This is a genomic window from Paraburkholderia sp. PAMB 6770, assembly GCF_057748135.1.
Map to the genome: position 1 here is coordinate 190,852 of NZ_CM173239.1, position 22,963 is coordinate 213,814.

The 22,963-nt window shown below is 67.1% G+C and carries 24 protein-coding genes; 7 read left to right on the plus strand and 17 right to left on the minus strand.

Annotated features, from left to right (window positions below):
- Positions 1–583: 583 nt before the first annotated feature.
- On the minus strand, positions 584–1,390 hold the full coding sequence (locus tag AC3AP7_RS18380; protein WP_487364019.1) for a LysR family transcriptional regulator: 807 nt from the start codon (positions 1,388–1,390) through the stop codon (positions 584–586).
- A 97-nt stretch (positions 1,391–1,487) separates the two neighbouring features.
- Here AC3AP7_RS18380 and AC3AP7_RS18385 point away from each other — a divergent pair, with 97 nt between their 5' ends.
- The 3 genes from AC3AP7_RS18385 (at position 1,488) to AC3AP7_RS18395 (ending at position 5,036) form a co-directional block, all read left to right on the plus strand.
- Positions 1,488–1,871, plus strand: a complete 384-nt coding sequence (locus AC3AP7_RS18385) for a tautomerase family protein (RefSeq protein WP_487364020.1) — start codon at positions 1,488–1,490, stop codon at positions 1,869–1,871.
- A 150-nt stretch (positions 1,872–2,021) separates the two neighbouring features.
- Positions 2,022–3,815, plus strand: coding sequence for a CHAD domain-containing protein (locus AC3AP7_RS18390; protein ID WP_487364021.1), 1,794 nt, complete (start codon positions 2,022–2,024; stop codon positions 3,813–3,815).
- Positions 3,816–4,202: 387 nt separating this feature from the next.
- Entirely contained in the window at positions 4,203–5,036 is an 834-nt protein-coding gene (locus AC3AP7_RS18395; RefSeq protein WP_487364022.1) for a TOBE domain-containing protein, read from the plus strand.
- Positions 5,037–5,175: 139 nt separating this feature from the next.
- On the opposite strand, the gene AC3AP7_RS18400 is transcribed toward AC3AP7_RS18395, so the two are convergent.
- Complete coding sequence (locus tag AC3AP7_RS18400; protein ID WP_487364023.1) at positions 5,176–5,886, minus strand: phosphatase PAP2 family protein; 711 nt, start codon at positions 5,884–5,886, stop codon at positions 5,176–5,178.
- 367 nt (positions 5,887–6,253) lie between these two features.
- Here AC3AP7_RS18400 and AC3AP7_RS18405 point away from each other — a divergent pair, with 367 nt between their 5' ends.
- Positions 6,254–7,444 carry an extracellular catalytic domain type 1 short-chain-length polyhydroxyalkanoate depolymerase gene (locus AC3AP7_RS18405; protein WP_487364024.1) on the plus strand — a complete coding sequence of 397 codons (1,191 nt, stop codon included), beginning with the start codon at positions 6,254–6,256 and terminating at the stop codon, positions 7,442–7,444.
- A gap of 120 nt (positions 7,445–7,564) precedes the next feature.
- Positions 7,565–7,744: a DUF3563 family protein gene (locus tag AC3AP7_RS18410; RefSeq protein WP_487364025.1), complete on the plus strand. Its 180-nt coding sequence runs from the start codon at positions 7,565–7,567 to the stop codon at positions 7,742–7,744.
- Positions 7,745–7,799: 55 nt separating this feature from the next.
- Here the strand turns inward: AC3AP7_RS18410 and AC3AP7_RS18415 are convergent, their stop codons facing one another.
- The 6 genes from AC3AP7_RS18415 to AC3AP7_RS18440 all read right to left on the minus strand — a co-directional run bounded on the left by AC3AP7_RS18415 (position 7,800) and on the right by AC3AP7_RS18440 (position 12,882).
- A complete protein-coding gene (locus AC3AP7_RS18415) occupies positions 7,800–9,302 on the minus strand; it encodes a cryptochrome/photolyase family protein (protein WP_487364026.1) in 1,503 nt (500 codons plus the stop codon).
- A 266-nt stretch (positions 9,303–9,568) separates the two neighbouring features.
- Complete coding sequence (locus AC3AP7_RS18420; RefSeq protein ID WP_487364027.1) at positions 9,569–9,988, minus strand: organic hydroperoxide resistance protein; 420 nt, start codon at positions 9,986–9,988, stop codon at positions 9,569–9,571.
- Positions 9,989–10,125: 137 nt separating this feature from the next.
- The gene (locus AC3AP7_RS18425) at positions 10,126–10,578 is read right to left on the minus strand and encodes a MarR family winged helix-turn-helix transcriptional regulator (RefSeq protein WP_487364028.1); all 453 of its coding nucleotides are present in this window, start codon (positions 10,576–10,578) and stop codon (positions 10,126–10,128) included.
- On the minus strand, positions 10,575–11,372 hold the full coding sequence (locus AC3AP7_RS18430) for a BPSS1780 family membrane protein (protein ID WP_487364029.1): 798 nt from the start codon (positions 11,370–11,372) through the stop codon (positions 10,575–10,577). Before AC3AP7_RS18430 ends, AC3AP7_RS18425 begins: the two co-directional genes overlap by 4 nt.
- Positions 11,359–12,357: a homoserine kinase gene (locus AC3AP7_RS18435; protein ID WP_487364030.1), complete on the minus strand. Its 999-nt coding sequence runs from the start codon at positions 12,355–12,357 to the stop codon at positions 11,359–11,361. The genes AC3AP7_RS18430 and AC3AP7_RS18435 overlap by 14 nt, the downstream gene beginning before the upstream one ends.
- Positions 12,358–12,489: 132 nt before the next feature.
- Positions 12,490–12,882, minus strand: coding sequence for a hypothetical protein (locus tag AC3AP7_RS18440; protein ID WP_487364031.1), 393 nt, complete (start codon positions 12,880–12,882; stop codon positions 12,490–12,492).
- 176 nt (positions 12,883–13,058) lie between these two features.
- Here AC3AP7_RS18440 and AC3AP7_RS18445 point away from each other — a divergent pair, with 176 nt between their 5' ends.
- Positions 13,059–14,585, plus strand: coding sequence for an AMP nucleosidase (locus AC3AP7_RS18445; protein WP_487364032.1), 1,527 nt, complete (start codon positions 13,059–13,061; stop codon positions 14,583–14,585).
- 68 nt (positions 14,586–14,653) lie between these two features.
- Here AC3AP7_RS18445 and AC3AP7_RS18450 read toward each other — a convergent pair whose 3' ends face one another.
- From AC3AP7_RS18450 to AC3AP7_RS18490, 9 genes are all read right to left on the minus strand, one after another.
- The gene (locus AC3AP7_RS18450) at positions 14,654–14,962 is read right to left on the minus strand and encodes a DUF3828 domain-containing protein (protein ID WP_487364033.1); all 309 of its coding nucleotides are present in this window, start codon (positions 14,960–14,962) and stop codon (positions 14,654–14,656) included.
- On the minus strand, positions 14,931–15,101 hold the full coding sequence (locus AC3AP7_RS18455; protein WP_488324848.1) for a hypothetical protein: 171 nt from the start codon (positions 15,099–15,101) through the stop codon (positions 14,931–14,933). Before AC3AP7_RS18455 ends, AC3AP7_RS18450 begins: the two co-directional genes overlap by 32 nt.
- Positions 15,102–15,821: 720 nt before the next feature.
- A complete protein-coding gene (locus AC3AP7_RS18460) occupies positions 15,822–16,442 on the minus strand; it encodes a cytochrome b (protein WP_487364034.1) in 621 nt (206 codons plus the stop codon).
- A 37-nt stretch (positions 16,443–16,479) separates the two neighbouring features.
- Positions 16,480–16,857 carry a cytochrome b562 gene (locus AC3AP7_RS18465; RefSeq protein ID WP_487364035.1) on the minus strand — a complete coding sequence of 126 codons (378 nt, stop codon included), beginning with the start codon at positions 16,855–16,857 and terminating at the stop codon, positions 16,480–16,482.
- A 243-nt stretch (positions 16,858–17,100) separates the two neighbouring features.
- Positions 17,101–17,313: a hypothetical protein gene (locus tag AC3AP7_RS18470; protein WP_487364036.1), complete on the minus strand. Its 213-nt coding sequence runs from the start codon at positions 17,311–17,313 to the stop codon at positions 17,101–17,103.
- A gap of 204 nt (positions 17,314–17,517) precedes the next feature.
- The gene (locus AC3AP7_RS18475; protein WP_487364037.1) at positions 17,518–18,120 is read right to left on the minus strand and encodes a thiamine phosphate synthase; all 603 of its coding nucleotides are present in this window, start codon (positions 18,118–18,120) and stop codon (positions 17,518–17,520) included.
- 67 nt (positions 18,121–18,187) lie between these two features.
- The gene (locus AC3AP7_RS18480; protein ID WP_487364038.1) at positions 18,188–18,718 is read right to left on the minus strand and encodes a chromate transporter; all 531 of its coding nucleotides are present in this window, start codon (positions 18,716–18,718) and stop codon (positions 18,188–18,190) included.
- On the minus strand, positions 18,715–19,281 hold the full coding sequence (locus AC3AP7_RS18485) for a chromate transporter (protein WP_487364039.1): 567 nt from the start codon (positions 19,279–19,281) through the stop codon (positions 18,715–18,717). The genes AC3AP7_RS18480 and AC3AP7_RS18485 overlap by 4 nt, the downstream gene beginning before the upstream one ends.
- 119 nt (positions 19,282–19,400) lie before the next feature.
- Positions 19,401–20,144, minus strand: a complete 744-nt coding sequence (locus tag AC3AP7_RS18490) for an LOG family protein (RefSeq protein ID WP_487364040.1) — start codon at positions 20,142–20,144, stop codon at positions 19,401–19,403.
- A gap of 1 nt (position 20,145) precedes the next feature.
- Here AC3AP7_RS18490 and polA point away from each other — a divergent pair, with 1 nt between their 5' ends.
- Positions 20,146–22,899 carry a DNA polymerase I gene (gene polA, locus AC3AP7_RS18495; protein ID WP_487364041.1) on the plus strand — a complete coding sequence of 918 codons (2,754 nt, stop codon included), beginning with the start codon at positions 20,146–20,148 and terminating at the stop codon, positions 22,897–22,899.
- Positions 22,900–22,963 lie beyond the last annotated feature (64 nt).

Below are 22,963 nucleotides of genomic sequence, written 5' to 3' on the forward strand. Positions count from 1 at the left end.
GGCCAACCCGCACGCGCGCAAGCACGGCACGGCCGCCATGCCGCGCAACGGCGGCCGGCATCCGGCGGCAGATACGAAGCCGCATGCTTCGGCGCATACGGCGCATACGGCGCATACGGCGCATACGGCGCATACGGCGCATACGGCGCATACGGCGCATACGGCGCATACGGCGCATACGGCGCATACGGCGCATACGGCGCATACGGCGCATACGGCGCACACGGCACATACGGCACATACGGCACATACGGCACATACGGCACATACGGCACATACGGCACATACGGCACATACGGCACATACGGCACATACGGCACATACGGCACATACGGCGCAGCGCAAGCCCGAGCATCGCGGGTCGGCGCAGCCGCAGGCGGGTCATGCTAGCGCCGCAGCCCCCGTGCGGCCCGCGCCTCCGCCCGGACCTCAATCCATGTCGCAGCCTGCGCCGGCGGCCACGCCGATGCAGGCTGCCGGCAACAACAGCCGCAATCTGCCGCCGATCCTGCATTGATCGGATCGTAAATGTGTCGTAGCGCGCGTTGAGCGGGTTTCATTTCCGCGCGACGGGCTCCGTGCGTCAGCCGTTGCGCGCGAGCGCGCCTGCCAGCAGGCGCAGCGTCTCGCGTGTGCGCGGGTCGCGCACGCGGGAATAGAGCGTGGCACGCGAGTCCGGCAACGCCGGCAGCCCGAGCCGCGCGCCGACGTCCGCCAGACCGCGCGGCGCGACCCGCGGCGCCAGCGCCGACACCGCGAGCCCGGCCGCGACGGCTGCGCCGACCGCCGTCACCCCGCCTCCGACAAAGGCTTCCCGCCACGCGACGCCCGCGTCGTCGAGCGAACGCAGCGCAAGCGCGCGCACATGGCATGGCGCGGCGAGCAGCGCGAGCGGCAGCGCCTCGCCGAACAGCGTGAGGGCGTCGTCGCGGACCGGCTCGTCGGCTTCCTGACGGATGATCGCGGCATCGAGCCGGCGCGCGTCGAATTGCGCGAGCAGCGCCGCCGACAAGCCAAGCTGCAGCTCGATCACGAGCCCCGGATCGTCCGCATTGAGCCGCGCCAGCAGCGCGGGCAGCCCCGGCCCGGCGACGTGCTCGCTCAGGCCGAGCGCCAGCCGGCGGCGCTTGCCGTCAAGCGAGCCGAGCGCCCGCTCATGCGCGCTCAGGAGTTCGCGCGCGGCGCCGAGAAACACCTGCCCGTCCGCGGACAGCCGGACGAGGCGCGGCGTGCGCTCGATCAGCCGCTTGCCGAGATGCGCTTCGAGCCGCTTGAGCTTCAGGCTGATCGCCGATTGCGTCGTATCGAGAGCGTCCGCTGCGCGCGTGAAGCTGTGCAGGTCGGCTACCCGCACGAAGGCGCGGACCGCGTCGAGGTCCAGAACTTTCATTTCGAATCAATATAAATGAAATATCCGATGATATCTGTTCATTATGGATGGGGCGCACTAATCTGACGGCATACGTTCATCCACAGGGAGGTTCATCATGCCGTTCACCCGCATCGCAGTACGTGCCGGCAAGCCGGCCGCTTACCGGAAGGCGCTCGTCGAGGGCGTGCACCGTTCGCTGATGGAGACGTTCAACGTGCCCGACGACGACATGTTCATGGTCGTGACCGAGCACGACGCGGACAACTTCTTCTACGGCAAGCACTACCTGGACATCGCGCGCAGCGACGATCTGGTGATGATCCAGATCGCTGTCAGCAACACGCGGACATCCGAACAGAAACAGGCGCTATACCGGCGCATCGCCGGCCATCTCGCGGCGCATCCGGGCGTGCGTCCTGAAGATGTGTTCGTCAATCTCGTCGACGTGGCGAAGGAGAACTGGTCGTTCGGCCACGGGATCGCGCAGTATGCGGGCTGACGCCGCCGCCTGACGCACGCGGGCGCGCATGGCGCGCCCGCGCACTCGTGGGCGTATCTCTGCTGTTCCTGTTCCGCCGCGCGCATGTACCATGAAAGACAGCCGCGCATCGTCCGATGCGCGGCCTGTCTTTCATGAGCCGGGGGCAATTTGCGCGTCTTCGAAATCGTGCTGGAAGTGCCACAGCAGGCTGCGGATGCGTGGTTCGTGCAGCAGGGACGCGGCCATCGCGCGCGCGCCGGCGATTCGGGCGACTCGTGCGACGCCGCGCTCGCGGCGGTGCTGGCGAGTCTGCCGCTGGGCACGCAAGCGGGCATGGTCGCGACGAAAGCCGTTGAGGCTGCAGCGGGTTCGGCGCGTCGCAGGGCACGGTCTGCCGGCGGCGAAGTCAGGGCGGTGTCGCGCGGCGGCGCTCGCACGCATCGCGAAGCGCGCGCCAACGACGAAGCGCGCGCGCATGCGGGTAATGCGTGGCATGGGGTGCTCGGCCGTTTCGACAGCGGCGGCGCGCTCGCCGCGCACGGTCTGCAGGTGCGCTTCGAGCCCGGCGCGCAGGGGACGCGGCTCGTGGTGTCGCGGCGGGCGGGGGTGTCGCCCGGCATCGCGGCGATCGATACGCTCTACGACGCGCCGTGCGCGTGGCCCGATGGGTGCGCCGCGCTGCCGGTCGCCGCGCTGATCGACAGCGCCGTGCCGCTGCCGGACATGGCGGTGGGCACGGACGCGCTCGGGAGGCTCGCGCGGTACGCAGTCGAACGTGTTGTGCTGCCGCGGCGGACGGAGGCTGGCGTACCCGTCGAGATCGTCTTCGACTATCCGGACGCGCGCGACGCCGCGCCCGGTCCGGGATTGCGCGAGATCCGCCTGTCGACGCCCGGCATCGACGACGTGCCGGCGCTCTTTGCGGCGGCCGACGACATCGTCGCGGCGCTGCCGGCGTTTCCGGTTCTGGCGAGCGCGCTGGAGCGCGTCGATGGCGCCGCGTCCGCCGCATCCGCCGCATCCGCCGCGTCCGCCGCGTCTGCCGATTGCACAGGCGCGGTGCAGCCCGTGCGCGCCGCGCCGCTCGACCTGACGCGCACGGCGTCGCCACATGCGGCGCTCGTCGCGATCGGCGGGGAGCTTGCGCGGCACTGGTTCGGCAACGACGCCGGCGTGCGCGCGGACGCCGGAACCGAGTTCATCCATCAGATGCGGGTGGCGCAGCGCCGCCTGCGTACCGCGATGCGCCTCTTTAGCGGCTGGATCGACGCCGGCTGGCGCGCGCGCATCGCGCCCGGGCTCGAATGGCTGGGCGGGGTGCTCGGTGCGGCGCGCGACTGGGACGTGTTCGTCGACGCGACGCTGCCGGGTCTCATCGCCGCAGACGCTGACCCGTCGCGCTGGCAGGCGACGCGCGAGGCGGCGCACGCGCGCCGCCTCGAAGCGCGTGCGGCCGCACAGGCCGCGCTGGGCGACGCGCGGTATGCGCAACTGGCGCTCGCGTGGCTTGCCTGGCTGCACGCGCTGTCCGGTCGCGCGCCGCCGGCGCGGTACGAGAACGTGTCCCTGCGCGCATATGCGAAAAAGCGCCTGCGCAAGTCGTACAAGCGGCTCGTCGCGGCGCCCAGTCTGACGGCGCTCGACGACGCTGCGCGTCACAAGGAGCGCATCCACGCGAAGTACGTGCGCTATGCGCTCGAATTCTTCGCGTCCATTACGACGCCGGCAACCCGCAACGACTGCGCGAAGACCGTAAGCCGCGTGCAGAGCGTGCTCGGCGACGGCAACGATGCCGCGGTGGCGCTGCGCTATCTCGTGCTGCTCGATGTCGACCCGTATCAGGCCGGCTTTGCGCGCGGCTGGTGTCAGGCTACCCAGCGTTATACGACCCAGGAAGGCGAGCGCCTGCTGCGCACGGTGCGCAAGCCGCGCATCGCCGCCGGCGATGGCGGGCGCGCCTGACCTGTGCGGGCGCGGGTTGAAGGCAGGGGGACGCAGGGTAGCACGCGGGTGGAGGGTCGGGCGGGGGCAAGGTGGAACCCAGGGCGGAGGCAGGGCGAGTGCCGGTCGAGTTTAGGCCGAGCGCGGGTTGAACGCAGGTTGAACGCAGGGCGAGAGCCGGTTGAGTTGAGGTCGAGCACAGGTTGAACGCAGGGCGAGCGCAGGCCGAGCGCAGGCCGAGTTTAGGTCGAGCGCAGGTTGAACGCAGGGCGATTGCGGATCGAGTTTAGGCCGAGCACAGGTTGAACGCAGGGCGAGTGCGGATCGAACGCAGGGCCAACGCAGGCCGAGCACAGGGCGAGCACGGGTCACAGCTAGAATGACGCATATCGGTTGCCGTTCGTCATCATGTGCTCAAAACCTGTTGCGCCTCCCCGCGTGTCGTTCGGATTCGGCGGTTCCGTCTGGTTCCAGACCGGCGAGCAGACGCTCGGCGGCGCGTCGCGCATGGCGCTGCTCGCGGCAATCCGCGATACCGGCTCGATCACCCGCGCGGCGAAAGCGGTCGGCATGAGCTACAAGGGCGCATGGGACGCGGTCGACGCGATGAACAACCTCGCGGGCGAGGCGCTCGTCGAGCGCACCACCGGCGGCAAGGGCGGCGGCGGCACGACGCTCACGCCGCGCGCGTTGCGGCTCATCGACACATATGCCGCCGTCGAGCGCGAACATCGCCGTTTTCTCGAACGCGCGGGCGCGGCGATCGACGGCTTCGCCAGCGACTGGGCGCTGATCGGCCGCATGAGCGTCAAGACGAGCGCGCGCAACCAGCTCTACGGGAAGGTGGTGTCGATCACGCGAGGCGCGGTCAACGACGAAGTGACGCTCGCGCTGCCCGGCGGACAGACGATCGTGTCCGTGCTGACGTCCGAGAGTACCGAAACGCTCGGGCTTGCCGAGGGGGCCGATGCGATTGCGCTGATCAAGGCGTCGTGGGTCGTGCTGGTTGCCGACGACGGCGGCGCGCCGCCCAGGCTGTCCGCGCGCAACCAGTTGCGCGGAATCGTGCAGGCGGTCAGGCGCGGGGCGGTCAACACGGAGGTCCCGCTGATGCTCGAAGGCGGCGCGCTCGTGACGGCGATCATCACGAACGATAGCGCGCACGCGCTCGAACTCGCGCCGGGCAAACCGGCGCTGGCGGTCTTCAAGGCATCGAGCGTGATTCTTGGCGTGGGCGGCTGAGCGCGGCTGGCGCCCGCGCAGCGCGAGCAGTCGCGCAGCGTAAGCGGCGCAGCGGCGGAGCGGCCGATCCGTTCGGCGCGTCCGGGGCGCTTGCGCGCTGTGGCGCCGTGGCACCGTGGCACCGCAGGGGTGCCCGCTTCTAGACGCTGTCCGAGGCCGGCTTCACGAGCGGCGCCGGGGTGTTTCGCGATTGCGACAGCGGCGCAGCCTTCGGATGATCGTAACGGCCCGCTTTCCAGCGTGCGCGGATATACGGCCGCTCGTGGCCCGACACCTTCAGGGCGATGTGCGTGACCCAGCGCTGCGTCGGCAGATGCACGTCGTGCAGTCCGACGGTCAGCATCATCAGGCTGACCGCGACCGGGACCGCGGAGAGCCGGCCCGGCGCCGCATCCCACGAGCAGCGGATGAACAGCAGTCCGGTGACTGCGCCGACGAGGCACCCGGTGATCGCCTCCGACGGCGAATGGGCGTCGAGCACCACGCGCGAGAGCCCGACCGCGATCCCGGTGGCCAGTCCGGCGACGACGCCGAGCAGGCGGATCGGCGGGCGCGCCGGCAGCAGCATCAGGAACAGCGCGACCGGATAGACCGCCGTCGACAACATCGCGTGTCCGCTCAAGCCGGTGAAGTCGTATGCCCGCACGCCCACGCCCCAGCCGAGAAACGCCATCTTCGTGACCGCCACCACGCCGATCGCGGCGCCGAGCAGCAGCAGCCAGCCCGCGGCCATCCGCCACGTGTAGCCGAGCGCCAGCCACAATGCGATGGCGAACGCGAGCGGCAGCGTCAAGCCCGCGCCGCCGAAGCTCGTGATCGAATACCAGGAATGCAGGGACAACTCGGGCATGGCTCAGCGTGGGCGGCAACGCCGCCTGAAAGTGAAGCAGTTGAGAACGCGCCAACCTGCCAGATGACGCGGGTTGGCGGCGCAGCGGCTGCGCGCGGCCGGACGCGCGCGCGGGATAGCACCTTCTGCAAGTATAGTCGGGAGCAGGCCGCAAAGTCCGACATCCCGCCTCGCCGCGCGCACTGCGACGTGGCGTCGCGGCCCTGTCCGCGCAGCGGCGCAGGGGCAGCGCGTGGGGGCACGGCGGATCACGGCAGGTCATGGCGGGTCGAAGCGGCGTGGACGGATTGATGTTATTGTGCAATGCACAACTGCGCGATTCGGCACCGCCGAATCGCTCCCCCTTTTTCCACGAGGTCAGCATCCGATGACAAAAAGTCTGACGAAAATCTGGCTGGGCGGACTGAAACGTCTGATTGCGATCCAGTCGCAGCACGCGCGCGATACGCTGCGCCGCCCGGCGACGCGGCCGCTGCGACCGGCCACGAAGGTGTCGGCGAAGCTCAAGCCAGCCAAGGTATCCACAAAGATCCGCTCGACGCCCAAGCGCGAAGCGCCGCGGCCCGGCGCCCGCGAATCGCGTGTGCGGCCCCGCGCCGCCGCCTGGGCGGGCGGCGCGTGGACGCGCTCGTTTCATTCCGCGCCCGCCGCACCCGGCCGGCTGGTGAATCATCTGCAATACGGCCTGTACGTCCCGCCGGGCGATGCCCCGCAACCGCGGCCGCTGCTCGTCATGCTGCACGGCTGCAAGCAGTCGATCGACGAGTTTGCCGAGGGCACGCGGATGAATCTGCTTGCCGATCGCTTCGGCTTTGCCGTCGTGTATCCGGAACAGTCGAAGCATGCGCATCCGCACCGCTGCTGGCACTGGTATGACGCGAGCGAAGCGGCCGGCGGCGCGGAGGCGCGTGCGGTGGTGTCGCTGGTCGACGCGCTCGTCGCGGAGCATGGCTTTGACGCGCAGCGGGTCTATGTGGCCGGGCTGTCGGCGGGCGCGGGGCTCGCAAGCCTGCTCGCCACGCATTATCCGGACCGTTTCGCGGCGGTCGCGCTGCACTCCGGGCCGGCGTTCGGCGAGGCGCATTCGGGGATTGTCGCGATGGACGTGATGCGGCGCGGCGCGCGCCATGATCCGGTCGCGCTCGTCGACGCCGCTGTGGACGTCGCGGCGTATCCCGGCATGCCCGCGATCATCATCCACGGCGACGCGGACCCCGTGGTGTCGCCGGTCAACGCGGAGCAGCTCGACATGCAGTTCCAGCGCCTGAACGGCCTGCTCGATGCGCACGGCGAGCGGTGCGGCGGCGAGGTGCGCGAGGAGCGCAAGGCAGGCGTCGTGACGCACGACGCCCTGCGCGGCGCCCGCCGGATCGTGCGTCTGTGCCGCGTGCAGGCGCTCGGCCATGCGTGGAGCGGCGGCGACGACGCGGTGCCGTTTCATTCGTCCCGAGGCCCTGACGCGAGCGCGATGATCTGGGATTTTTTCCGGCAACAGCGCCGTGCCGCGCCGCGCGCGGAGAGCGCAGGACTGATCGACGCCCTGCTCGGGCGGGCCTGATGGCCGGCTGTGCGGTTAGAGCAACGATTCGGAAAAGATCGCTTGGCAAGACCTAGGGTTTTCCCTAAAATACGGGTTACACACTAAGTGAAAACCCTTAGTTTCTTGTCGAGGTTGATCATGTACCTGCTGAGCCGCCTGTTCCTGTTCCTGACGAAGTCCGCTGACGAGCGCGCAAAAGAGCGTGGCGACGCCTACCTGGCCGAAGCGACCGATCTGTACGATCTGGAATTCCGCATGCGCAAGCTGGATCGCGAGGCTGCCACGCGCCGCCATCCGGCCTGGCTGTCGCAATACTGAGCCTGCGCGGTTGCGCACCACCGGCGACGCCGGCGGGTGCGTATGTGAGTGCCCATTATTGTTTGCCGAAGCGCGCCAGGGTGCGCTGCCTCGCGTCGGCGTGATCGACGATCGGGGCCGGGTAGTGCTGGCCGAGCGTTACCCCGCAGTCCATTAGCCGGTCTGCGCCGGCAAGCCACGGCGCGTGGATCCAGCGCGGCGGCACGTTCGCCAGCTGCGGCAGGTAGCGCTTGATGAAGCGTCCTTCCGGGTCGAACTTTTCCGACTGCGTGACCGGATTGAAAATTCGGAAGTAGGGCTGCGCATCGCAGCCGGTCGATGCCGCCCATTGCCATCCGCCGTTGTTCGCCGAGAAGTCGAAGTCGTTCAGATGCGTCGCGAAATAGCGTTCGCCGCGGCGCCAGTCGATCCCCAGATCCTTCACCAGAAAGCTGGCGGTGACCATCCGCAGCCGGTTGTGCATGTAGCCGGTCTGATTCAGCTGCAGCATCGCCGCATCGACGAGCGGGTAGCCCGTGCGCCCGTCGCACCACGCTGCAAATAGCGCATCGGCCGCGGCGCCCGTTTCCCAGCGCAGTGCATCGTATTCCGGCTTGAACGACGCGCCGTCCGCGAGTCGCGGATGGTGCGCGAGGATCATGAAGTAAAAGTCCCGCCAGATCAGCTCGGACAGCCATGTCGCGGCGCCCTGGCCATCCGGCTGCAGCGACAGTTCGTGTGCCAGCCGGGCAAGCGTGCGGATCGACACCGTGCCGAAGCGCAGATGCATCGACAGGTAGCTTGGGCCCTTGATGGCCGGGAAGTCGCGGCGCTCCGCATAGCCGTCGATACGGCTCGCGAAATCTTCCAGCAGATGTTGCGCGCCGCTCATGCCGGTCGGCAGCTTCAGCGCGGTCAGATTGCTCGGCGCGAAGCCCAACTGCTTCAGCGTGGGCGACGTCTGCGCGAGATCCGCCGGTGGCGCGGCCAGGTGCGCGTCGTACGATTCGACCGGGTAGGGCTTCAGGTCGAATGCGCCCAGTGCCTTCAGCCATGCGTTCTTGTAGGGCGTGAACACGGTGAACGGCTTGCCCTGTCCCGTCAGGATTTCGTCGCGCTCGAAGATCACCTGGTCCTTGAACGTGATCAGCGCGCGGCCATCGGCGCTCAACGCGCCGGCGACGGCTTCGTCGCGCGCGAGCGCTACCGGCTCGTAGTCGTGATTGGCGAAGACCGCATCGACACCGAGCCGGCGCGCGAGCGCGGGCATGGCCTCGCGCGGATCGCCGTGCAGCATCACCAGACCCCCGCCTTTCGCGCGCAATGCGTCATCGAGTTCGCGCGCGGCTGCGACGATGAAGTCGACGCGCCGGTCTTCAGGCGCGCGCTCGGCGTCGCGCGCGCGCCAGTCGTCCACGAGCGGCTGCAGGATCGTCGTGTCGAAGACAAACACGCACCAGACTCGTTGGCAGTGCTTAAGAGCGTAATAGAGCGCCGCCTGATCGGTGTGGCGCAGATCGCGGCGAAACCAGACGAGGCCGGAATCGAAATCGGTAGACAGGCGTCGGGGACGGGTCATGGGCGAGGATCAATGAAGGGTATCGGCGGCGCCGTTCCGTACATCGCACGGCGCCGGGGTTCGACGATACCACTCTGCCCGTCCTGATAGAGGCGCACCGTGCAACGTTTAGCGATGCAAACCCGTTACATTGGCGCGAGGTGAGGGCCTCGCGCACGCCGTTGCCGATTCTGGCCGCTCATCGGCCGCTCATCGGCGCGGCGACGCGGCGGCGCGGCGGCGCGGCGGCGCGAGGCGCCCCGCGGTCTTGCAGGATGCGCCCGCCGTCACGCTACCCGGACGCGCACGTCGACGTTGTTGCGCGTCGCGTTCGAGTACGGGCAGACCTGATGCGCGGTATCGACCAGCTCGCGCGCCGCTTCCGGTGCGAGGCCGGGCAGTGCGACCCGCAATTCGATGTCGAGTGCGAAGCCGCCCGCATCGTTCGGACCGACGCCGACGTCCGCGGTGACGGTGGTGTCGGCGGGCAGCGCCTGCTTGCGTTGACCCGCGACGAACTTCATCGCGCTCAGAAAGCATGCCGAATAGCCGGCCGCGAAAAGCTGTTCGGGGTTCGTGCCGGCTGCGCCGTTGCCGCCCAGTTCGCGCGGGGCGGCGAGTTTAACGTCGAGCGCCTCGTCCGAGGAGACGGCGCGGCCGTCGCGGCCGCCGGTGCTGGTTGCGGTTGCCTTGTAAAGCACGTTCATTTTTGCTGCTCCTTGTTCGTCAGGGGAGGGATGCCTGATTCTGGCTGCGCATCGGCATAGGCATAAATATACTACACAAATAATTAGTGTGCAAATTAAATGATCACGAAAGACCTGCACGCCCACTGATGCGTGCCTCAGGGTTCGATGGCGTCGTTGAGCGTGGCGCGCAGCCGCGTCAGATCGTCGCGCAGCCGGATCAGGAATTCGGGCCTTTGCCCGGTCGCACAGAGGATGTCGGCGGGAATGTCGCGCGCCGCGCGCTTGAGCGAGGCGCCAGCCTGGGTCAGCCGGACGTACACGAGGCGCTCGTCCTCGGTGCCGCGTACGCGCGCGACGTAACCTTGCGTTTCGAGACGCTTGAGCAACGGCGTAACGGTGGCGGGGTCGAGATTCAGACGCGTCGCGATGTCCTTCACCGTCAGGTCGTGGCCTTCCCACAGCACCAGCATGGCGAGGTATTGCGGGTAGGTCAGGCCGAGCTTCTCCAGCATCGGCTTGTACACTTTCGTCATCGCGAGCGACGTCGAGTAGAGCGCGAAGCAGAGCTGTTCGTCGAGGGTGAGCGGAATCGCAGTGCGCTGCTTCATGGGTCGGTCCGGTCGGAAGCCTGCTGGTCCTGGATGCCGAAGCAGCCGCGGTAAGTCGCGTAAAACGAACAATAGACCATGGTCGTAATGATGATCGTCGCGGGCATCAGCACGGCAAAGGCGAAATTGCCCGCACCGAGCGCCTGCGCCAAGGCGGACAGGCCGAACGACACGACGCTCGCCACCGCGAACCACAGCAGCGCGAAAACGACGAATGCGCCGCGATTGCGCCAGCAACTCACGAGGCTGAAGAACATCGCTTTCACCGGCGGCACGTCGTGCCACGCGGCGAGCACCGGCGAGAACCAGAACAGCATCGCGACCGGGATATAGAACACCATCGCCGCGAGCACCGCGAGCAGGATGTTGCTGTTCTCGATCGTGTCCGGATCGAGCGACGCGGTGCCGAGCATCACGCGCAGCAGCACGCCGCCGTCGGCGATCGCCGAGCCGGCCAGCACGAGCCCCATGGCGATCACGTACAGGATGCCGAGCACGGCCAGGCGTTTCGCGACCACCGGGCCATAGGAGCGGAAGCCGTCGACCAGGAGGGTCGGCAGCACCGGCTTGCCGGCGACGGTGTCGCGGCACGCCGCCATGAAACCGACCGCGACACCCGGAATGAACGCGAGCGGCAGGATGCCGCCGATCAGCGGGATCTGCGCGATCAGCGTCATGACCAGCACGTAGGCGATGAACAGCGTCAGGAATGCGAGCGCATTTTTGCGGAACAGCCAGATGCCCTGGCGGAACCACACATAACCGGTCTTTGCGGGGACTTCAATCAGTTGCATGAGTAGGGACGCCAGGAGGCGCGGCACCGGCGAGGCGCGCGCGCAGAATGCGTTCGAAATGGCCAGGATCGTGAGGCTTGAGCAGCTCGGCCTCACGTGGAAGATGAAAATCATACAGGCGCGAGACCCAGAAGCGGTACGCGCCCGCGCGCAGCATGTCGCCCCAGTGGCGGCGCTCGGCCGGCGTGAACGGACGCACGGTCTGGTACGCGCGCAGCATCGCGTCGACGCGCGCATCGTCGAGCCGGCCGGTAGCGAGATCGACGCACCAGTCGTTGACGGTGACCGCGACGTCGAACAGCCACTTGTCGCACCCGGCGAAATAGAAATCGAAGAAGCCGCCGAGGCGCACTTCATGGCCGCTGCCCGGCTCCGCATGCGCGAACAGCACGTTGTCGCGGAACAGGTCGCAATGGCACGGGCCGCCAGGCAGCGCCGCGTAATCCGCCGATGCGAAGAATGCCTGCTGGTGGGCGAGTTCCGACGTGAGCAGCTCGCGCTGCGCGCCGTCCAGGTAGGGCAGCACGGCCGGCACCGTCTCCTGCCACCATGGCAGGCTGCGCAGGTTCGGCTGATGGCGCGTGAAATCGCGCCCGGCAAGGTGCATGCGCGCGAGCATCTGGCCCACTTCGACGCAGTGCTCGACACCCGGCGCGAGTTGCGGCGCGCCGTCGAGCTTCGTGACGATCGTGGCGGGCTTGCCGTGCAGCAGGCCGAACAGCGCGCCGTCGTCGCGCGGCATCGGGTCCGGCACGGGGACGCGGTGGGCGGCCAGATGCTGCATCAGTTCGAGGTAGAACGGCAGTTGCGCGGCCGTGAGCTTCTCGAAGACGGTCAGCACGTATTCGCCGCGCGTGGTCGTGAGAAAGAAGTTGCTGTTCTCGATGCCGGAGGCGATGCCACGCAACGCGACGACCTCGCCGAGATCGTAGCGGCGCATCCAGTGCGCAAGTTGGGATTCGGAAACAGCGGTGAAGACAGCCATGCGTGAGACGTCGGGTCAGGTGGTTGGGCTGGCGCGCACGGCGGCCGGTGCGGCCGGAGGGGGCGCGCGGACGGCGCCGGCTTCGGGCGCGGTGGCGGCGCGCGCAGCGCACGGCCGCGCGCGCCCGGTTCGTCAGTAGCTCAGGCTCAGGGACGGCAGACGTTGGCTCGTATGGCCGTTTTCGGGCATCGACGGCGACGGGTCGGCCGGCGCGCTCATCTGGTAGTGGGTGCCGAAATTCGAGCGGACGTCGATTTCCACCGGCTTGCCCTTGTCGCGGTATTCGGTGATTTCAGTGCCGTTCGGCGTTTTTTCGTAGAAGCTCGGCACGCGCGGCGGGTTGATCTCGACCTTCGAGCTGACCTCGGCGGCCGGCCGGTTGATCTTGTCCAGGTCCGGCAGGCCGGCGCGCTCGTTCGCGGACATCGGCTTTTCGGCGTGCGCCGGGGGGCTGGCCTGTTGGGCCATCGCCGGGTGGCTGGCAGCGAGGGCCAGCGCGACGACAACGGGGAGGAGCGGCTTCATGTGGATTCTCCGGATGGATGGCCCGATTTTAGCAAATCCCGCTTTGCCCACGGGCGCAATACCCTTATTCTGCGCCGCTTTCGCGGCGCACGCCGGCAGTCCGGCGCGCCGCGCGGCCCGGCTCAACGGGGCGAGGTTCCGTGGTAATGTCGTTGCATCAACCGAGGCGAACGACGATGAACAACAACCTCCCTTCCCGCGCGGTGCAGGTGCCTGCGAGCGAATTTCCGGCCGAAGCGTTCGACGATGCCGTCGAGGCCGTCGCCTACCTGTCCGCCATCTACGAAGCCAACACGTCTTTCCTGCGCGACGCGTTCGCGCGCTATCGCCGCAACGAGCCGTTCGAGCGCCGGGTGCGGGCCTGTTATCCTTTCGTCAGGGTGCGCACCGAAGTCAACACGCACATCGATTCGCGCCGCTCGTACGGATTCGTTGCCGGACCCGGTACGTTCGAGACCACGGTCACGCGGCCCGATCTGTTCGGCAACTACTATCGCGAGCAACTGCGGCTGCTGACGAAGAACCATCATGTGAAGATCGAGGTGGGCGTGTCGGAGCAGCCGATTCCGATCCATTTCGCGTTCGCGGAGGGGATCCACCTGGAGGGCGACCTCGACCGCGAGCGCCTGTTCGGCATGCGCGACGTGTTCGATACGCCGGACCTGCGCTTTCTCGACGACCGCATCGTCAACGGCACGTACGAGCCGGAGCCGGGCGAGCCGTATCCGCTCGCGCTGTTCACCGCGGCGCGGGTGGATTTTTCGCTGCACCGGCTCAAGCATTACACGGCGACCTCGCCGACGCACTGCCAGAACTACGTGCTGTACACGAACTACCAGTTCTATATCGACGAGTTCATCAAGCTCGGCCGCACGATGATGGCGCATACCGACGACCCCGAGCTGCGTGCGTACCGCAGCGAGTATTCGGCATTCGTCGAGCCGGGCGACGTCGTCACGTACAACGCGAACCTCGACGAGCAGGGCGACGAGGGCGCGCCGCCGCCGCGTCAACCGCAGATGCCTGCGTACCACCTGAAGCGCGCGGACGGCAGCGGCATCACGATGATCAACATCGGCGTCGGGCCGTCGAACGCGAAGACGATTACGGATCACGTGGCGGTGCTGCGCCCGCATGCGTGGATCATGCTCGGCCACTGCGCGGGGCTGCGCAACACGCAGCGGCTGGGCGACTACGTGCTCGCGCACGGGTACGTGCGCGAGGATCACGTGCTCGACGACGACCTGCCGCTCTGGGTGCCGATCCCGGCGCTCGCGGAGGTGCAGGTGGCGCTCGAGCGGGCGGTCGCGCAGGTCACGCAGCTCGACGGCGTGGAGCTCAAGCGCGTCATGCGCACCGGCACCGTGGCGAGCGTCGACAACCGCAACTGGGAACTGCGCGAGCATCGGGAACCGGTGCAGCGTCTGTCGCAAAGCCGCGCGATCGCGCTCGACATGGAAAGCGCGACGATTGCCGCGAACGGCTTCCGGTTCCGCGTGCCTTACGGAACCTTGCTCTGCGTATCGGACAAGCCGCTGCACGGCGAACTGAAGCTGCCAGGCATGGCGGACCAGTTCTATCGCGCGCAGGTGGACCAGCACCTGCAGATCGGCGTGAAAGCGATGGAACTGCTGCGCACGAACGGGCTGCACAAGTTGCATAGCCGGAAACTGCGCAGCTTTGCGGAGGTGGCGTTTCAGTAGCAAACGGTCGCCCGGCGCGCGTTTTGGGGATGCGCCGGGCGGTGGGTTGTCTGGCCGGCATCGCCTGGTCAGCGATAATCCCAGGTGTCGGAAATTTTTGTGATCTTCCACATGCCATCGATTTGGCGCATGAACACCAGTACGCTTGTTGGCTCTTTCGAGCCGAACGTGATAGGCACCACAGCCACTCCGCCTGGTATGATTGCCGGATGCGTTGCCGTATGCGCCAGCCAATCATTGCTGTCATAGTCCTGGACCTTCAGGAAGTAGTCCACGCCACCGGGCGGACCCGAATGGGCATAGTCATCCCCAAGCCGGATAACCATGTCTTTTGCAACGTACTGGTTAATTGCAGGGAGCTGCAACGGATAAGACACGATCCGTGTCGTGCTGGATAAACCACGAATAAAATGCGCCGGCACGCGCTTCGGGTGTGTCGCTGTTGCCACGGGCTGCGGCTGTTCCCGCCGTGGCCAGCGTCAGCAGGAGCAATATCGTTGAGAGCAGACGTTTCATGGGTCAATTGTGGCGATAGATCTTGTATGGGGGCGGGATGCACGGTAGGCCGGGCCGGGGTATAGACCATGTCGTTGCTTGAAGTCTGAAATCCAGTACTGGCCATCATAGATCGCCGCGTGCACGTCAGGATGACCCGGGGCGGGCTGGATTACCACGACGTCACCTGTTTGTGGCACTCACGTAGTCTCGCGAAAGCCCGCGGCGAGCAATGCCTTTCCCATGTCTTTGGCGTGCGCCGTGTGCTCGAGTGATATTCCGCCCGATTCGTCAGCACGCCCCACGTAACGAGCACATCGGCCAAGGCTGGAGGGCTCAGCTCGACTATTTGCGAAATCGGCTGCAAACGAACCACTATGAGATATAAGCGTCTCCGGCAAATACATTAGTCTAAGCCGGGGGTAATCTCGCAAAATACTTTAAGGTCGCTTTCCGGCGATAGACGCAGTCTTCTTCTAATCGTGTGCGTACAACGATTCGTGTGCGTACAACGATTGCGCTCTGCGGAGAGGCTCCATTGCTCCAGGAACCCTGTATCGAAGGTATTGTTGTCGTTAGCGTGCAATATCCGCCGAATCCTGAAGGGGCCTCAATGGCGTCGGCTTATGCAGGATGCCGCATAGCCGTCTGGCCGCGCACACGGGGACTGGCATTTCAGTAACCGGATGACCTTTCGCCCACGCGCCTTCCAGGCACGGCCCCCACGCACGACGACCCGAGTCAGGCGCGTTCGTTCGCCCTGTCCCTGGCGCTCAGGCGCCCGGACACCGGAACGATGCGCGGAAGGATGCGCGGCAGAAGATTCTCCGACTTGACGATCCAGTGCGCCAGTGCGCCCAGAACATGGAGACCGGCCACCACGGCCAGTCCATAGGCGCACAACGCATGGAGTTCGCCGAACACGCGCGATAGCGCGTGGCTCTGCGGCACCAGTGCAGGCAGCGACAGGATGCCGAAGCAGTTCGCGGCGTGACCTGCCGCGTTGGTCTTCAGCCACCCCAGGATCGGGATGACGAGCATCAGCACGTAGAGCAGGCGATGTACCGCCTGCTCGGCGCGATGGGGAAGCGAGCCGACGGCATTGATCGAAGGCGGCAAATGCCGCCTCATGCGCAGCCGGTTCGCAATGCGGATCAGCACCAGTACGAGAATAATGATGCCGATCGACTTGTGCAGCGTGACCAGTTCCTCGTTGTCGTCGAGCTGCCACCCGATCACCAGATTGGCGATCAGCGCGATGGCGAGCAGCCAGTGGAGCACGCTTATCGAAAGCGGATAGCGCGATATCTGAATCACGGATCGGTACGTGCCCGATCGGGTGCGGCGGGGAGCGTATTTCATCGGATAGTCCTTCGAGGCGCCGGGACGCGCGTGTTCGTCAGCTCAGCAGATCGTGATAATGCTTTCTCGTATCGTTGATCTTGCGCAACGCTTGCCGCGCGGCGGCCATATCGTTCGCGCGAACGGCGCGGTCCACGCTCGCCAGTTCCTGCTGCAGCGTTCGCATGCCTTCGTCGTAGGTCGCCTGGTCGCTGCGATAGACCTGATGGCTCGCCTGCCCGGCATCGCTTTCCAGCCGGGCCACGTAGCCGCGCAGCTCCGGCATCGTCGTGCTGGCCATGGCGCCTTGCATCGCGCGCTTCATGTCTTTCATCAGCGCCTTGATCTCGCTCGCGTGCGCGAGCGGCGCGTTAGCAAGCAGGACCGGAAGCAGGATCAGTGCATACAGGCGCGGGCGTGCAATCAGCTTGAGCATGGAGGGTCACCGGGAGGCTTACGGTTTCGCGAGATTAAGCGACGCGGGGTTAACAGCTGCTTAAGGCGTCGTTGCTTGCAGGGCGCGGGGCGTATTGCGTCATGTCGCGCGGGCGCACATGACCGGCGGATCAATGCATGGCGGCCCGCAAGGCGCCCGACGCACGCCGGCCTCACGAGGAGACCGGTGATGCGGGTTACGACGGCATCGACGTCGACGGTGGAGCCGAGCGGCCGTGCTCGCTCACGCCGTGACGTGGATCAGCGTCCCGACCGTCTGACCGCTGGAGTTGACCGCGGGCGGCCGTGCGGCGGCGGAGACCGCTTTTGCGCCGCTGTCGTCCGCATCGCCATCGATGTCGGGTCCGACTTCGTGCGCTTCACTCCCCGAGGCGGCGTGGCCCGCAAACTGCATCGATAGCGTGGCCGGATTGTTGCCAATTGACGAAATGGTCATTGTGCACCTTTTATAAAGTGAGGAATGACCCCTCGCGCCGGGCTTGCCGCTACGACCGGCTACCAGGCGGGAGAGGTCGTGCCTATCATGAGGTGCGCAGCTTAAGGTTTTCTTATGCGTGTGCCGTGTCGCATCCCGAGGCGCGGCGCGTTGCCCGAAGGGCGCTGCTGTGCCCGGTGCGTTGCGGCCCCACTCCGCCCCGCTTCACCAGAGATCGCGAATCGCCGCAATTCCGCACGCGCCATGCGATCGCGCTCGCGCAACGTCGCGCTTCGTCATCCCGCCGAGTGCGTAGACGGGCGTGCGGACCGATGCCGCCAACTCCGCAAACCGGTCCCATCCGAGCGGGACGGCATCGGGGTGAGTCGCCGTGGTGGATACGGGCGACAGGGTCACGAAGTCCACCCCGATCGATTCGGCGTGCGCAAGTTCGCGAGCCGTATGGCACGCGGCCGATACAAGCTTCGTCGTGGCAAGCGGGCGCGTGGTCGACGCGAGAAGCCGCGTGCTGCCCAGGTGCACCCCGTCTGCGCCGACCGCATCCGGGTCGGTCAGCGGGCCATTCAGGATCAGACGGGCGCCGTGCGCGTGACAGATACCCGCCGCGTCACGCGCGAGCGTCGCGCAAGCGGCGGCATCGAGCGACTTCGTGCGCAGCTGGACGAGCCGGATGCCGGCGGCGAGCGCGGCGTTCAGGCGGGCGAGAAATGCCGCGACGTCGGCGCCGGGTTCCGGCGTGATCAGATAGTGTTCCGGAAGCGGTTCGTCGAACCGGCCGATGGCCGTCGCGGGGGGGCGGGTACTCATCGCAGATCCTCTGGTCGGCGTCTCGGGCTGCGCAGCGACCGGCGTCGTGCGCGATCGGTCTCGCGCGCTAGAACTGCCCGATGCCCGTCAGGCCGATCAGGCTGCCCGCGGCCAGCAGCCATAACGGATGCACGCGCGTACGGATCGCAATGACCGCACAGGCCGCGGTGATCGCGTAGGCAACCGGCGCCGTATCGGACGCGTGCGCGATCAGTGCGGCACTCGCCGCGACGAGGCCGGCGGTCACCGGCACCAGCCCGGCCTGCGCATAGCGGCGCCACGGACGGTCCTTGAAGCGGTCCCATGCGTGCAGCGCGACCACCGTCACAACCGACGACGGCCCGAACTTGGCCACCGACGTCACCAGCATGCCCGCCCAGCCCGCCACGTGCCAGCCGACCAGCGTGACTACCATCAGGTTCGGCCCCGGCGCGGCCTGCGCGAGCGCGAACAGCGAGCTGAACTCGCGTGCCGTCATCCAGTGATGCACATCGACCACCTGGCGCTGCATTTCCGGCAGGATCGTGTTGCCCCCGCCGAACGCGAGCAGCGAAAGCTGGCTGAAGATCAGCGCGAGTGCCGTGAGCGTCGCGTTCATCGCGCAGCCCTCGCAGCGAGGTAAATGCTGATGGGCGTGAGCACCAGCATGGTCGGCAGCAGCGGCGCGCGCAGCAACGCGATCGCCACGAAGCAGAGCAGCGCGATCGCCGCGCCTGCCGGCCTGTGCCGCAGCGGCATGACGATCTTCGCGGCCATCGAGATCAGCAGGCCAGCGGCGGCCGCCGCGAGCCCCGCGAACAGATGGCGCACGCGCGGGTCGTCCTGCGTGTGCTCGTACAGCACGCCGAGTCCGATCACGACCAGCGACGGCCCCGCGATCAGCCCGAGCAGTCCCGCGAGCGCGCCGGGCACGCCGCGAAAGCGCATGCCGAGCGCGACCGACAGATTGATCACGTTGCCGCCGGGCAGGAACTGGCACAGCCCAAGCAGATCGGTGAACTCCGCGGCCGACAGCCAGCGGCGCTGCTCGACGAGCGCGCGGCGTGCGAGCGGCAGCGCGCCGCCGAACGAACTCAGTCCCAGCCTCAGAAAGCCCGTGAAAATCTCGCCGACCGTCGGTGTCGGCGCGAGGTCGGCCTCGGTGTCGGGTTCGGGAGGCATCTGATTCTCCGTATTGTTCGCTATTTTGCGGAGGTTAGCGCAAATGGGCCGGCGGCGCCGCGAAAAGCACCGCGGACAGGCGGCCGCGCCGCCGCGACGGGCGGCGCGGCGGCGGCAGATTACAGATAGAACATCCGGTCTTCTTCCGACTTGACCGGGTGCGGTTCGGCCTCGCCGCGGTCTTCGTAGAACTTCAGCACCGCTTCGAGCACGAGGTCGGGCTCGTCGATCACCTGCATCAGGTTCATGTCTTCCGGGTTGATCAGGCCCATCGGCACCAGCTGGTCCTGGAACCAGCCGAGCAGCCCCTTCCAGAATTCGCCGCCGACGAGAATGATCGGCACATGGCGCGACTTCTTCGTCTGGATCAGCGTGAGCACTTCGGCGAGTTCGTCGAGCGTGCCGAAGCCGCCGGGCATCACGATCACCGCGTCCGAGTTCTTCACGAACGTGACCTTGCGCGTGAAGAAGTGGCGAAAGCGCAGCGAGATGTCCTGCCACTGGTTGCCCGACTGCTCGTGCGGCAGCTCGATGTTCAGCCCGACCGACGGCGCCTTGCCCGCGTGCGCGCCCTTGTTCGCCGCTTCCATGATGCCCGGGCCGCCGCCGGAGATCACGGCGAAGCCGGCATCGGACAGTTTGCGGGCGATCTGCGTGGCGAGCTTGTAGTACGGCGAGCTCGGTTTCAGGCGTGCCGAGCCGTAGATGCTGACCGCCGGCCGGATCTCCGACAGGTACTCGGTCGCCTCAATAAACTCTGCCATAATCGTGAACATCTGCCACGATGCGCGGGCTTTCTTGGCCGTCGCGCGCTCTTGATCTGCGAGCGAACGCAGACTCGGAATCACTTTTCTCTTGTTCATAATGCCTGAAGAACGAATCCTGGGGACTGGGCCGGAAGGTAAGACCCTGCTGCTGGTCGACGGTTCGAGTTACCTGTACCGGGCCTACCATGCGATGCCCGATCTGCGCGGCCCCGACGGCGGCCCGACGGGTGCGCTGTATGGGATCATCAACATGCTGCGGCGCATGCGCAAGGAAGTCACCGCAGAGTATAGCGCGTGCGTATTCGACGCCAGGGGCAAAACGTTTCGCGACGACTGGTATCCCGACTATAAGGCCCATCGTCCGTCGATGCCGGAGGATCTCGCGCGGCAGATCGAGCCGATCCACGTCGCGGTGCGCGCGCTCGGCTGGCCGCTGCTGATGATCGAAGGCGTCGAGGCCGACGACGTGATCGGCACGCTGTGCCGCAGCGCCGCGCAGCAGGGCATGAACGTCATCGTGTCGACCGGCGACAAGGATCTCGCGCAACTGGTCACCGACCGCGTGACCCTCATCAACACGATGACCAACGAAACGCTCGATCGCGACGGCGTGCTGGCGAAGTTCGGCGTGCCGCCGGAGCGCATCGTCGACTATCTGTCGCTGATCGGCGATACCGTCGACAACGTGCCGGGCGTCGAGAAATGCGGCCCGAAAACGGCGCTCAAGTGGCTCGCGCAATACGGCTCGCTCGACGGCGTCGTCGAGCATGCGGCGCAGATCAAGGGCGCGGTGGGCGACAACCTGCGCCGCGCACTCGACTTTCTGCCGATGGCGCGCAAGCTCGTCACCGTCGAAACCGGACTCGACCTCGCGCCGCACGTCGCGTCGGTGGCCGATACGCTCGCCACGCGTCCCGAGGCGCGCGACGAGCTGCGCGACATCTTCGCGCGCCACGGCTTCAAGACCTGGCTGCGCGAGATCGAGACGGCCGACGCCGCCGAGCCCGCCCAGGGCGGCGAGCGCGTCGCGCCGGTGATCGACGGCGAGCGCCATTACGACACGGTGCAGAGCTGGGAGGCGTTCGACGCGTGGCTCGAGCGTATCCACGCGGCGCCGCTGACCGCGTTCGATACGGAAACCACGTCGCTCGATCCGATGAGCGCGCAACTGGTCGGCATTTCGCTCGCAGTGGAGCCGAACGCGGCGGCCTACATTCCGGTCGGCCACCGCGGACCGGACCATCCGCAGCAACTGCCGCTCGACGAAGTGCTCGCGAAGCTGAAGCCCTGGCTCGAAAGCCGCGATCACAGGAAAGTCGGGCAGCACATGAAGTACGACGCGCAGGTGCTGGCGAACTACGGCATCGAGATGGACGGGATTGCGCACGACACGATGCTGCAGTCGTACGTGCTCGAATCGCACCGTACGCACGACATGGACAGCCTCGCGCTGCGTCATCTCGGCGTGAAGACGATCAAGTACGAGGAGGTGGCCGGCAAGGGCGCCGCGCAGATCGGATTCGACGAGGTGGCGCTCGAACAGGCTGCCGAATACTCGGCCGAAGACGCGGACATCACGCTGCGGCTGCATCATGCGCTCTATCCGCAGATCGAGGCCGAAGCGGGCCTGAAGTACGTCTACGGCGAGATCGAGATGCCGACCTCGCGCGTGCTGCGCAAGATGGAGCGCGTGGGCGTGCTGATCGACGCCGAGAGGCTGCGCCGTCAAAGCAGCGAGATCGCCACGCGGCTCGTCGAGCTGGAGCGCGGCGCATACGAACTGGCCGGCGGCGAATTCAATCTCGGCTCGCCGAAGCAGATTGGACAGATCTTCTTCGAGAAGCTGCAACTGCCGGTCGTCAAGAAGACGCCGAGCGGTGCGCCGTCGACCGACGAAGAGGTGCTGCAGAAGCTCGCCGAAGACTACCCGCTGCCGAAGCTGCTGCTCGAACACCGCGGCCTGTCGAAGCTGAAGTCCACGTACACCGACAAGCTGCCGCGCATGGTCAATCCGCAGACCGGCCGCGTGCACACGAACTATGCGCAGGCCGTCGCGGTGACGGGCCGGCTCGCGTCGAACGATCCGAACCTGCAGAACATTCCGGTGCGCACGCCGGAAGGCCGCCGCATCCGCGAGGCGTTCATCGCGCCGCCGGGGCACAAGCTGGTGTCGGCGGATTACTCGCAGATCGAACTGCGCATCATGGCGCACATCTCGGGCGATGCGTCGCTGCTGCGCGCGTTCGCGCAGGGCGAGGACATTCACCGCGCGACCGCGGCGGAGATCTTCGGCGTGACGCCGCTCGAAGTGACGAGCGACCAGCGGCGCGTCGCGAAGGTCATCAACTTCGGGCTGATCTACGGAATGAGCGCGTTCGGCCTCGCGTCGAACCTCGGCATCACGCGCGATGCCGCAAAGCTGTATATCGACCGGTACTTCGCGCGCTATCCGGGCGTGGCCGACTACATGGAGTCGACCCGTGCGCGCGCCAAGGAAAAGGGCTACGTCGAGACGGTGTTCGGCCGCCGCCTGTGGCTGCCGGAGATCAACGGCGGCAACGGTCCGCGCCGCCAGGCCGCCGAGCGCGCGGCGATCAACGCGCCGATGCAGGGCACCGCGGCCGACCTGATCAAGCTGTCGATGATCGCGGTGCAGAACTGGCTCGATACGTCGCAAACCGGCACCCGGATGATCATGCAGGTGCACGACGAACTGATTCTCGAAGTGCCGGACAGCGAGTTGTCCGACGTGCGCAAGCGCCTGCCGGAGCTGATGTGCGGCGTCGCGGCGCTGAAGGTGCCGCTCGTCGCCGAGGTCGGCGCCGGCGCGAACTGGGAGGAGGCCCACTGACGACGACACCCCGGCGCCGGCCCTCGCGCCGCGCGGATGCCGCGTATGCCGCGTATGCGCGGCG

Excerpts from the sequence above, each read along its gene's own strand:
- AC3AP7_RS18380 (WP_487364019.1), bottom strand. The coding sequence starts at position 1,390 with ATGAAAGTTCTGGACCTCGACGCGGTCCGCGCCTTCGTGCGGGTAGCC.
- AC3AP7_RS18385 (WP_487364020.1), top strand. The coding sequence starts at position 1,488 with ATGCCGTTCACCCGCATCGCAGTACGTGCCGGCAAGCCGGCCGCTTAC.
- AC3AP7_RS18395 (WP_487364022.1), top strand. The coding sequence starts at position 4,203 with ATGTGCTCAAAACCTGTTGCGCCTCCCCGCGTGTCGTTCGGATTCGGC.
- AC3AP7_RS18400 (WP_487364023.1), bottom strand. The coding sequence starts at position 5,886 with ATGCCCGAGTTGTCCCTGCATTCCTGGTATTCGATCACGAGCTTCGGC.
- AC3AP7_RS18405 (WP_487364024.1), top strand. The coding sequence starts at position 6,254 with ATGACAAAAAGTCTGACGAAAATCTGGCTGGGCGGACTGAAACGTCTG.
- AC3AP7_RS18410 (WP_487364025.1), top strand. The coding sequence starts at position 7,565 with ATGTACCTGCTGAGCCGCCTGTTCCTGTTCCTGACGAAGTCCGCTGAC.
- AC3AP7_RS18415 (WP_487364026.1), bottom strand. The coding sequence starts at position 9,302 with ATGACCCGTCCCCGACGCCTGTCTACCGATTTCGATTCCGGCCTCGTC.
- AC3AP7_RS18420 (WP_487364027.1), bottom strand. The coding sequence starts at position 9,988 with ATGAACGTGCTTTACAAGGCAACCGCAACCAGCACCGGCGGCCGCGAC.
- AC3AP7_RS18425 (WP_487364028.1), bottom strand. The coding sequence starts at position 10,578 with ATGAAGCAGCGCACTGCGATTCCGCTCACCCTCGACGAACAGCTCTGC.
- AC3AP7_RS18430 (WP_487364029.1), bottom strand. The coding sequence starts at position 11,372 with ATGCAACTGATTGAAGTCCCCGCAAAGACCGGTTATGTGTGGTTCCGC.
- AC3AP7_RS18435 (WP_487364030.1), bottom strand. The coding sequence starts at position 12,357 with ATGGCTGTCTTCACCGCTGTTTCCGAATCCCAACTTGCGCACTGGATG.
- AC3AP7_RS18440 (WP_487364031.1), bottom strand. The coding sequence starts at position 12,882 with ATGAAGCCGCTCCTCCCCGTTGTCGTCGCGCTGGCCCTCGCTGCCAGC.
- AC3AP7_RS18445 (WP_487364032.1), top strand. The coding sequence starts at position 13,059 with ATGAACAACAACCTCCCTTCCCGCGCGGTGCAGGTGCCTGCGAGCGAA.
- AC3AP7_RS18455 (WP_488324848.1), bottom strand. The coding sequence starts at position 15,101 with ATGAAACGTCTGCTCTCAACGATATTGCTCCTGCTGACGCTGGCCACG.
- AC3AP7_RS18460 (WP_487364034.1), bottom strand. The coding sequence starts at position 16,442 with ATGAAATACGCTCCCCGCCGCACCCGATCGGGCACGTACCGATCCGTG.
- AC3AP7_RS18465 (WP_487364035.1), bottom strand. The coding sequence starts at position 16,857 with ATGCTCAAGCTGATTGCACGCCCGCGCCTGTATGCACTGATCCTGCTT.
- AC3AP7_RS18470 (WP_487364036.1), bottom strand. The coding sequence starts at position 17,313 with ATGACCATTTCGTCAATTGGCAACAATCCGGCCACGCTATCGATGCAG.
- AC3AP7_RS18475 (WP_487364037.1), bottom strand. The coding sequence starts at position 18,120 with ATGAGTACCCGCCCCCCCGCGACGGCCATCGGCCGGTTCGACGAACCG.
- AC3AP7_RS18480 (WP_487364038.1), bottom strand. The coding sequence starts at position 18,718 with ATGAACGCGACGCTCACGGCACTCGCGCTGATCTTCAGCCAGCTTTCG.
- AC3AP7_RS18485 (WP_487364039.1), bottom strand. The coding sequence starts at position 19,281 with ATGCCTCCCGAACCCGACACCGAGGCCGACCTCGCGCCGACACCGACG.
- AC3AP7_RS18490 (WP_487364040.1), bottom strand. The coding sequence starts at position 20,144 with ATGAACAAGAGAAAAGTGATTCCGAGTCTGCGTTCGCTCGCAGATCAA.
- polA (WP_487364041.1), top strand. The coding sequence starts at position 20,146 with ATGCCTGAAGAACGAATCCTGGGGACTGGGCCGGAAGGTAAGACCCTG.